The sequence below is a fragment of the Xanthomonas sp. SHU 166 genome (assembly GCF_000364685.1).
Taxonomy (GTDB): domain Bacteria; phylum Pseudomonadota; class Gammaproteobacteria; order Xanthomonadales; family Xanthomonadaceae; genus Xanthomonas_A; species Xanthomonas_A sontii.
Genome location: NZ_AQOJ01000665.1, coordinates 1 through 9,454, shown reverse-complemented (window position 1 = coordinate 9,454; position 9,454 = coordinate 1). Strand labels below are relative to the sequence as shown.

General features: G+C 68.6%; 7 protein-coding genes and 1 other RNA gene. 5 read left to right on the top strand and 3 right to left on the bottom strand.

Annotated elements, in window-relative coordinates:
* From D180_RS24640 to D180_RS15805, 5 genes are all read left to right on the top strand, one after another.
* The coding region (locus tag D180_RS24640; RefSeq protein WP_232760532.1) for a hypothetical protein at positions 1–245 on the top strand (245 nt) is incomplete at its 5' end.
* A gap of 107 nt (positions 246–352) precedes the next feature.
* Positions 353–704, top strand: a transfer-messenger RNA (tmRNA) gene (ssrA, locus tag D180_RS23095).
* Between the two features lie 238 nt (positions 705–942).
* On the top strand, positions 943–1,452 hold the full coding sequence (locus tag D180_RS24250; protein ID WP_198526569.1) for an SHOCT domain-containing protein: 510 nt from the start codon (positions 943–945) through the stop codon (positions 1,450–1,452).
* A 374-nt stretch (positions 1,453–1,826) separates the two neighbouring features.
* Positions 1,827–2,000: a hypothetical protein gene (locus tag D180_RS24245; protein ID WP_087963569.1), complete on the top strand. Its 174-nt coding sequence runs from the start codon at positions 1,827–1,829 to the stop codon at positions 1,998–2,000.
* A gap of 507 nt (positions 2,001–2,507) precedes the next feature.
* A complete protein-coding gene (locus D180_RS15805; RefSeq protein WP_051064849.1) occupies positions 2,508–3,500 on the top strand; it encodes a GGDEF domain-containing protein in 993 nt (330 codons plus the stop codon).
* Between the two features lie 385 nt (positions 3,501–3,885).
* Here the strand turns inward: D180_RS15805 and D180_RS15800 are convergent, their stop codons facing one another.
* From D180_RS15800 to D180_RS15790, 3 genes are read right to left on the bottom strand one after another with little or no spacing between them, the layout of a single operon-like run.
* Positions 3,886–5,346 carry an efflux transporter outer membrane subunit gene (locus tag D180_RS15800; protein ID WP_017913563.1) on the bottom strand — a complete coding sequence of 487 codons (1,461 nt, stop codon included), beginning with the start codon at positions 5,344–5,346 and terminating at the stop codon, positions 3,886–3,888.
* The gene (locus tag D180_RS15795; RefSeq protein ID WP_017913562.1) at positions 5,340–6,074 is read right to left on the bottom strand and encodes an SDR family oxidoreductase; all 735 of its coding nucleotides are present in this window, start codon (positions 6,072–6,074) and stop codon (positions 5,340–5,342) included. Before D180_RS15795 ends, D180_RS15800 begins: the two co-directional genes overlap by 7 nt.
* Positions 6,075–6,105: 31 nt before the next feature.
* Positions 6,106–9,276, bottom strand: a complete 3,171-nt coding sequence (locus D180_RS15790) for a multidrug efflux RND transporter permease subunit (RefSeq protein WP_017909474.1) — start codon at positions 9,274–9,276, stop codon at positions 6,106–6,108.
* Between the last annotated feature and the right edge of the window lie 178 nt (positions 9,277–9,454).

Genomic DNA, 9,454 nt, shown 5'->3' with positions numbered 1-9,454 from the left:
CCGATGCCGGCGTCGTCGGCTTCGCCGCCTTGGCAGCCCGCGCACCACCCGCTGGCGTCTTGCGCGCTGTTGCTGTCGGCTTGGCGGCAGATCTCGCCGGCGCCTTGGCCGGCGCCTTGCCGGGGGTGGACGTCGAGGACGTGACGGGTGCCTTGGGCGTACGCCCGCTGCTGCGGCCACGCGGCTGTCTGCTTGCCATTGCGCTGCTCCATGCCTGGGGGAATGCCTGGGGGACGGCGGCGTGACAGGGCCGGCGTCGCAGTGAAGCCAGCTTAAGCGGGGCCTGTCTCAAGACTTGTGACTGCCCTCCCCGATCCCTACACTGTGCAGGTCAGCGTTTGACGTTGTCCCCGGGGGTGCACTGGTTTCGACGGGGGTTGCAAAATCGCTTGGCGCATGCCGAGGGGGCAGCTTTCCTCGTAAATCCAGCCGCAAACTTATAGTTGCCAACGACGACAACTACGCACTGGCCGCTTAAGGCCTAGCCCCGAAATCGCTTGTGTCCGTGCTCGCGACGTAGGGTCATTATCACGGAATCGCCGGTGGTGGCTGCCTGTCAGCCATTGGCTAAATCAAGCAGGCTGGTCCCGGGATGCGCTTCGCACATCGTGCTGTTCCGGGGCGAGATCCAACGATGAGCTAAGCATGTAGTGCCGGGGATGGAGTGCCTTCGGACGGCGGTTCGATTCCGCCCACCTCCACCATCCAAACGTCCACGGACGTGCAAACGAAGCTGGAATCCCGATCGCATCGAGGCTTCCGGCTTTTTTTGTGCCTGATGGTGGCCACAACCACGTGTCGCAACCAACAGGATGTCGCCGCGCCTGCCCACGCTGACCAGCCACATCGCGCAGCCGCGTGCCATGATCGGAAGCCTTGGTCGCAAAGGCCCACCGACCCGCCTTGCCGACAGGCACCGCGACCACTTCACCGGGGATGATCATGAAACGCATGCTGTTCGCGCCCATGCTGTGGATGGTGCTGGCCTGTACCGCGTACGCTGGCGAACCCGAGTTCGTGCAGGTATCGCCAGGCGTGTGGATGGTGACGATCAAGAATCACGCAGGCGTCTTCGCCAGCGCAGCCACCACCAAGCGCAAGGCACTTCTGGCCGCCAACGCCTTTGCCGCCGCCAAGGACATGCAGGCAGTGCCAGTGGCGATGGAATCGATGGATGCCGGCGGACCAGGCCAGTGGCCGTATGTCGAGTATCAGTTCCGCCTGGTTCCGCACGGATCGAACGAAACCGTCGGACTGCAGCCGCGGGCCGACATGCAGATCGAGGTGAACGAGCGCGTTCCCTCGCTCGCCACGACCGGTACGCCTACGCCCGCACCTACCGCGCCGCCCGATCTGTACGCCGAGCTGCTGAAGCTGGACGACCTGCGGAAGAAAGGCCTGCTCACCGAGGCCGAGTTCCAGGCGCAGAAGGCCAAGCTGCTGTCACGCTAGCCTCATCGCAGACGGAACTCACGCATTGTTGCGAAATCAAAAAAGCACCGGCAGGCCATTGGGCCTGCCGGTGCTGGATGAAAAGTGGTCCAGCCGCGGATGCCTGCATCCTTGAAGCAGCCCCAGGCATCGCCCCGGCCGCACAGCTGGTAGGCGCATCATGCGTGGGCGCCCGTTACGCCGGCGTCCTTGAGGCGTTGCGAAATGATGTCGGCGGCGTCGACGGCGTGCGACGAGAACCCCTTACCCATCCAGCGATCGCCACGATCGCGTTACGGCGATGAGGGCGATTGCGCATTGCGGTAACGAACAGACATGCCCGTCACCACCAGCCTGTACACGGTGAGGAGCCCTCCACGCTTCGGACATCCGCCATGCCATTGACCCAGGAACAACTGCGCATCCTGCAGGACATCCATGCCACCACCCCGGTCAGCGAAGCCGAGGCGACCTGGGCGGTGCGCGAGGACTACGCGGCGCAGGGCGAGGACGGCGATCTCGCGCTCAGCCAGAAGGGGTTGAAGGCCATCGACGGCAGCGCAGCGTAACCCGCCTCCTGGCCGGCACGTCTTACGGATCCCATCATGCCGGTGACGGTCGCGCTGCAGGGATAGCCCGTCAGGTCGGCGCTGCGTCCATCTGCACACAGCGCCGCTCCGACGCGACCACAGTACGGTTCGCCGGCTAGCGCTCCCGCGTCGCCCGTCCCCTCATCCGGCGCTGCGCGCCACCACCTCCCGCAGGGAGAGGATCAGGCGCGAGCGTCCTTGCATCAGCTCCGCCCTACATGCCGCCAGACAACGTTTGCCGCGTGACGCAGGTTGATCGGCGCGACGCCGATCCCTCCGCCAATGCGACGTCGTCGTGATGCCGTGCGTGTCGGCAATCCCGCTGCGTCGCGGTCAGCTTCGGGATATCGACCACAAAACAATCTCAGGCATGGAACTTGCCTCTGCCACCGCAACGCCTCTTCGCCAACCTGATGTCGCCATGCTCGTTGCCCGCCCTCGCCAGCCCGCCTGCAATGACCGTGCGCCGCTCCGGAGCCCAGCCCCGTGAGCGCCGGATTGACCCTGCGTCGGCACTTCCGGCTCGGCATCATCAAGACACTCGGTCCGTCCACGGCCGGGGTGCTGCTGCTGTTCGCGGTCTATCAGATGGCGATCGGCGCGCCTTGGACCGCGCTGGCCGGCGCCGCGCTGGCCGGCCTGGCCGCGCTGGCGAGCTGGCTGGCGCTGCACCGTGGCGACGGCCGCATGGATCCGCTGCTGTCGCTGAGCTGGTTGCTGGGCAGCGCCCTGGCCTGCCATGCACTGCGCCACGCCGCGGTGCCGTGGCTGTACCTGGTGATGATGAGCAATTTCTTCGTGGTGACGCGCCATGTCGCGCTGGCCTGCAATGCCACGCTGATCGCGGTGCTGCTGGTGGTGACCCCGAGCGCCCTGGGTGCCGAGCACTTCTTCTCGATGATATCGGTGTCGTTGCTGATCACCGGGCTGGGCTACATGCTGGCGTTGCGGGTGGAAGGCGATCGCGTGCAGCTGGAACAACTGGCGTCGCACGATTCGCTGACCGGGCTGCCGAACCGCCGCATGCTCGAGCGCAGCCTGTCGCAACGGGTGGCCGATCCGCGCCGCGCGACCCGCCGGCATGGGCTGATCGTGCTCGACATCGATCACTTCAAGGAGGTCAACGACCTCTACGGCCATGCCGAGGGCGACCGGGTGCTGGCCGAGTTGGCCGCGCTGTTGCGCGCGCAGGTACGTGCGCCGGACGAGGTATTCCGGTTCGGTGGCGAGGAGTTCGTGGTGGTGGCACGGCTGCAGTCCGCGACCGAGCTCTCCGCCTTCGCCAGGCGCCTGCACGATGCCACCCGCTCCGCGCTGCGCGGCCCCAACGGCACCATCACCGTGTCGCTGGGCGCAGCCATGCTGTGCGACGAGGTGCAATGGCACGACTGGTTCTCGCGCGCCGACACCGCGCTGTACCAGGCCAAGAACAACGGTCGCGACCGTTATGTGATCGCCGAGGACGTGGCGCAGGACTGAACGACCAGCACCCGCGGCGATCTGCCGCATGCCCGGCTGGTCTTCGGTCCGGTCGCCATCACCAAGGGCCGCTCCGATGGCGGGAAGCATCCTGTGGGCATCGACTGTGATGCCGTGCGAAGTGGTGTGCGTTCCGATGGCGCAATGCGTCGGGACTGAAGCCCCTCCCACAGCGCACCCGCAGGGCTCGCCGCAAGCCATTGCGGGAGTCGCCTGCCATGCAGCCGCGTCGGGCTTCAGCGGGAACGCCCGACGCGGCTGACGCCGCTCCTGCAGACAAACCTGGGACGCGGCCGGATGGCGGCGAGAGCACATGGCGAGCGGTGCCGACCAGGCGCCGCGGTGCGAACGGTCGGCCCGCACCGCGGCAGGTGCAGCGCTCTGCTCAGCGCGCCTGCACCGCGGACGCCGCCACCGCGGTGGTCGCGACGTCCCGGCTGCCGGCCTCTGTGCCCGCGTCCTGCCCCCAACCACCAAGCGCCTTGTACACCCGCACCACGCCGATGTTCACCGCCGCTTCGGCGTCGGCCAGGGCCGCCTCGGCGGTCAGTTGCGTGCGCTGCGCATCGAGCAGAGTCAGGAAATCCTCCGAGCCTTCGCGATAGCGGATCTGCGCCAACGCCTCGGCACGCTGCGCCGCCTGCGTCTGTTCGGCCACGATCGCCAGCCGCGCTTGTTCGTGGGCATAGGCGGTCAAGGCGTTCTCGGTGTCCTCCAGTGCGCCGAGCACGGTTTTCTCGTAGTCGGCGGCGGCGCCGTCGGCCTGCGCCTCGCTCGCGCGCAGGCGTGCCCGCACGCTGCCCAGGTCGAACGCCGCCCACTGGATCGACGGGGTCAGCGACCAGGCCTTGCTGCGGCCGTGCAGCAAGGCGCCGGCATCGCCGGACAGGAAGCCGACGAAACCGGACAGGCTGATCCGCGGGAACAGGTCGGCGGTGGCCACGCCGACCCGCGCGGTCGCCGCCGCCAGACGGCGTTCGGCGATGCGCACGTCCGGACGCCGGCGCAGCAACTGCGTGGTATCGCCCAGCGGCAAGGCCCGTGCATAGGCCGCAGTCGGCTGCGGCGCCAGCAGTGCATCGAGCGCGCCCGGCGGCTTGCCCAGCAGCACCGCCAGCCGGTGCCGCGCCTGCGCGGCATCGACTTCCAGCAACGGGATGTCGGCCTCGATCGCCTTCAGCCGCGCGCGGCTGCTCTGCACGTCCAGTTCGCTGCCGGCGCCCAGTCGCCAACGGGTCTCGGTCAGCCGCTGGGTGTCGCGCAGGTTGTCCAGCGTGGTCCGCGCCAGCGCGATGCGCTTCTGCGTGCCGCGCAGGGCGAAGTAGTTGCGTGCCACCTCCGCGGCCACGGTGACCTGGGCGTCGGCCAGGCCGGCCTGTTCGGCTTCCAGGTTCGCACGCGCCGCTTCGCTGGCGCGGCGCTGGCGCCCGAACAGGTCCAGCTCCCAGGCGGCATCGAAGCCGAGCCGGTAGCTTTCGGTGAGCACGCGCGCGCCGCCGGCGTCCGCGTCCGGAGCCTTGCCGCGGGTGTAGTCGCCGCCGGCGGTGACATGCGGCGCCTGGTCCAGACGCTGCTCGGCAAAGACCGCGCGCGCCTCGTGCACGCGCGCCAGGGCGAGGCGCAGGTCCAGGTTGGCGACCAGGCCGTCGTGCACCAGCTGTTCCAGCACCGGGTCGTCGAACTGCGCCCACCAGGATGCGACCGGCGAGTCGGTCGCGAACACCGGCGACGCGGCGCCCTGCAGGGTGACCGGCGGCTGCGCCGGTACGCGGTAGTCGGGGCCGACGCTGGCGCAGGCGCTGAGCAGCGCCAGCGCCAGTGCGCCGAAGACGGGACGGATCACCATGGCAGCACCTGTCCGACATGGGTGTAGCTGCCGGTGGGGCCGTCGGCGTCGAGCAGCGCCATCATCACGCTGCTGCGCGCGCCGTCGGCTACTTCCAGCTCGCCCTCGCCCGCGTTCATGTCGGTCTTCACGTAGCCGGGGTGGATAGTGTTGACCTTGATCGGGGTCTCGCGCAGTTCGTAGGCCAACTGGATGGTCCAGGCATTCACCGCGCTCTTGGACACGTTGTAGGCCGGCACCTTGAAGTCGTAGATCGGCGACCCGGGCTGGCTATGCAGGGCGAGCGAACCGAGCACGCTGGAGACGTTGACGATGCGCGCGGCCGGCGCCTCGCGCAGCAGCGGCAGGAACCCCTGGGTGACCGCGATCAGGCCGAACAGGTTGGTGTCGAAGGTCTCGCGCCAGGTCTCCAGGCTCTGCTGCGACACGCTCAGGCGCGGGTCGTCGCGCAGGATGCCGGCGTTGTTGACCAGGATGTCCAGCCGCCCATGGCGTGCGCGCACCGTCTCCACTGCGGCGGCGATGCTGGCGGCGTCGGTGACGTCCAGGGTCAGCGGCTCCACCGGCAGGCCCTCGCCCTGCAGTTCCAGGGCCGCGGCGCTGGCGCGGGTGGCGTCGCGCCCGGCCAGCAGGGTGTGCACGCCGGCTTCGGCCAGCTGCCGCACGGTGTGCATGCCGATGCCGCGGGTGGCGCCGGTGACCAGGGCGATCTTGTGTGCTGCGTTCATTGCGAAACTCCTGAGAAGGATGGGAAAAGGATCAGCCGTGCGCCGGCGCGTCGGCGTGGGCCGGCGCATGCGAGACCAGCGGCCGCCCGGCCAGCTTGCGCAGGGCGACATAGAACACGGGGGTGAGGAACAGACCGAACAGGGTCACGCCCAGCATGCCGGCGAACACGGTGATGCCGGTGGCAGAGCGCACTTCCGCGCCCGCGCCATGCGAGAACACCAGCGGCACCGTGCCGGCGATGAAGGCGATGGAGGTCATCACGATCGGGCGCAGGCGCAGGCGGCAGGCCTGCAGCGCCGATTCGACGATGCCCTTGCCCTGCAGTTCCAGTTCGCGGGCGAACTCGACGATCAGGATCGCGTTCTTGCACGCCAGGCCCATCAGCACCACCAGACCCACCTGCACGAACACGTTGTTGTCGCCGCCGCTCAGCCACACCCCGAACAACGCCGACAGCAGGGTCATCGGCACGATCAGGATCACCGCCAGCGGCAGCGTCCAGCTCTCGTACAGCGCCGCCAGCACCAGGAACGCCAGCAGGACCGCCAGCGGGAACACCACCAGCGCCGCATTGCCCTGAGTCGCCTGCTGGTAGCTCAGGTCGGTCCACTCGATCTCCATGCCGTTGGGCAGCACCTGCTTGGCGATCTGGGTGATCTTGGCCATCGCCTCGGCCGAGGACAGCGAGCGCGCATCCGCTTCGCCGGCCAGGTCGGCGGCCGGATAGCCGTTGTAGCGCAGCACCGGGTCCGGACCGTAGGTCTGCTTGATGGTCACCATCGAGCCGATCGGCACCATTTCGCCGTTGGCGTTGCGGGTGCGCAGCCGGGCGATGTCCTCCACGCTCTCGCGGAACGGCGCATCGGCCTGGGCGATCACCTGCCAGGTGCGGCCGAACTGGTTGAAGTCGTTGACGTAGGTCGAGCCCAGGTAGGTCTGCAAGGTATCGAACAGATCGGTCAGGGCCACGCCCTGGGCCTTGGCCTTGACCCGGTCGACCTCGGCATCGAGCTGCGGCACGTTGGCCTGGTAGGTGCCGATCGGGAAGCTCATGCCCGGGGTCTGCGCCACCGCGCCCTGCATGGTGCTGACCGCGTTCTGCAGCGCGCCGTAGCCGAGGTTGGCACGGTCCTCGATGAACAACTGGTAGCCGTTGCCGTTGCCCAGGCCGAGGATCGGCGGCGGCATGAAGGCGAACGACATGCCCTCGCCCAGCTGCGAGATGCGCTGGTTGATCTCGGCATTGATCTCCAGCGCGCTGCGGTGGCGCTCGGCGAACGGCTTCAGCGGCAGGAACACCACGCCGGTGTTGGGCGTGTTGGTGAACTGCAGCGCGTTGAGGCCCGGGAACGAGATCGCATGGGCCACGCCGTCGGTCTGCATGGCGATGGTGGCGACCTTGCGCAGCATCGCGTCGGTGCGCTCGATCGAGGCGCCCTCCGGCAGCTTCACACCGGCGATCAGGTACATCTTGTCCTGGGTCGGGATGAAGCCGCCCGGCACCGCCTTGAACATCAGCCCGGTGACCAGCAGCAGCGCCACGTACACCGCGAACACCGCGCCGCGGCGGCCGAGGATGCGCGACACCGCACCCTGGTAGCGGTCGGAACTGCGGTGGAAAAAGCGGTTGAACGGACGGAACAGCCAGCCGCCGAACAGCCGCTCCATGCCGCGCGACAGGCGGTCCTTGGGCGCGTCGTGGCCTTGCAGCAGGCGCGCGGCCAGCGCCGGCGACAGGGTCAGCGAGTTGATCGCCGAGATCACCGTGGAGATGGCGATGGTCACCGCGAACTGCTTGTAGAACTGCCCGGTGACCCCGGACAGGAACGCCATCGGCACGAACACCGCGCACAGCACCAGCGCGATCGCGATGATCGGGCCGGACACCTCGCGCATCGCCTGGTGGGCGGCCGCCAGCGGGGTCAGCCCCTCCTCGATGTTGCGCTCCACGTTCTCCACCACCACGATCGCATCGTCGACCACGATGCCGATCGCCAGCACCAGCCCGAACAGGGTCAGCGTGTTGATCGAGAAGCCCAGCAGGTACAGCGCGGCGAAGGTGCCGACCACCGACACCGGCACCGCGATCAGCGGAATGATCGAGGCGCGCCAGGTCTGCAGGAACAGGATCACCACCAGCACCACCAGCAGCACCGCCTCCAGCAGGGTGTGGACCACCGCGCTGATCGAGTCGCGCACGAAGATGGTGGTGTCGTACACCGCTTCGTACTTCACGTCGTCCGGGAACTGCTTGGTCAGCTCGTCCATCTTGGCGATGACCTGGTCGCGGATCTGCAGCGCATTGGCGCCCGGCGCCTGGAAGATGCCGATGCCGACCGCGTTCTTGCCGTCCAGCTGCGCGCGCAGGGTGTAGTCGCCGGCGCCCAGCTGCAGGCGGGCGACGTCGGACAGGCGCACGGTCTGGCCGTCGGCGCCGACCTTGAGCACGATGTCGCCGAACTCCTGTTCGGTACGCAGGCGGCCCTGCGCGTTGATCAGGGTCAGGAACTTGCTCTCCGGCATCGGCTCGGCGCCGAGCTGGCCGGCGGAGACCTGCACGTTCTGCTCGCGCATGGCCGCGACCACATCGCTGGCGGTGAGCCCGCGCGCGGCCACCCGCTCCGGGTCCAGCCACGCGCGCATCGCGTAGTCGCCGCCGCCGAACACCTGCGCATCGCCCACGCCCTGGATCCGCGCCAGTGCGTCCTTGACGTGCAGGCGCGCGTAGTTGCGCAGATACAGGGTGTCGTACTTGCCCTTGGGCGAGGTCAGGTGCACCACCATCAGGAAGGTCGGCGACTGCTTCTGCGTGGTCACGCCCTGCCGGCGCACGTCCTCGGGCAGGCGCGCCTGCGCCTGCGCCACGCGGTTCTGCACCTTGACCGCGGCATCGTCCGGATCGGTGCCCGGGCGGAAGGTCACGGTCATCTGCAGCACGCCGTCGGAGCCGGCGACCGACTTGATGTACATCATGTTCTCCACGCCGTTGATCGCTTCCTCCAGCGGCGTGGCGACGGTCTCGGCGATGACCTTGGGATTGGCGCCCGGATACACCGTGCGCACCACCACCGAGGGCGGCACCACGTCCGGGTATTCGCCGATGGGCAGCAGCGGGATGGCGATCAGGCCCGCGGCGAAGATGACGATCGACAGCACGGCGGCGAAGATCGGCCGGTCGATGAAGAATCTGGAAAAGTCCATGGGTGGTGGTCCTGGAAACGGATGAAACGGGGGCCGGGCGCGGACGCAGACATGCCGGTGGCGACGCCGGGCCATCGCGGGCCCGGCGGGCGCGGCCGGCAGGTCATGACCCGGCCGGTGCTGCGTCGGCGCCCGCGACTCAGTCGAGGGCGACGGCCTGGCGCGGTGCGGCAGGGGG

Coding starts and splice junctions, on each gene's coding strand:
- D180_RS24250 (WP_198526569.1), top strand. CDS start 943: ATGAAACGCATGCTGTTCGCGCCCATGCTGTGGATGGTGCTGGCCTGT.
- D180_RS24245 (WP_087963569.1), top strand. CDS start 1,827: ATGCCATTGACCCAGGAACAACTGCGCATCCTGCAGGACATCCATGCC.
- D180_RS15800 (WP_017913563.1), bottom strand. CDS start 5,346: ATGGTGATCCGTCCCGTCTTCGGCGCACTGGCGCTGGCGCTGCTCAGC.
- D180_RS15795 (WP_017913562.1), bottom strand. CDS start 6,074: ATGAACGCAGCACACAAGATCGCCCTGGTCACCGGCGCCACCCGCGGC.
- D180_RS15790 (WP_017909474.1), bottom strand. CDS start 9,276: ATGGACTTTTCCAGATTCTTCATCGACCGGCCGATCTTCGCCGCCGTG.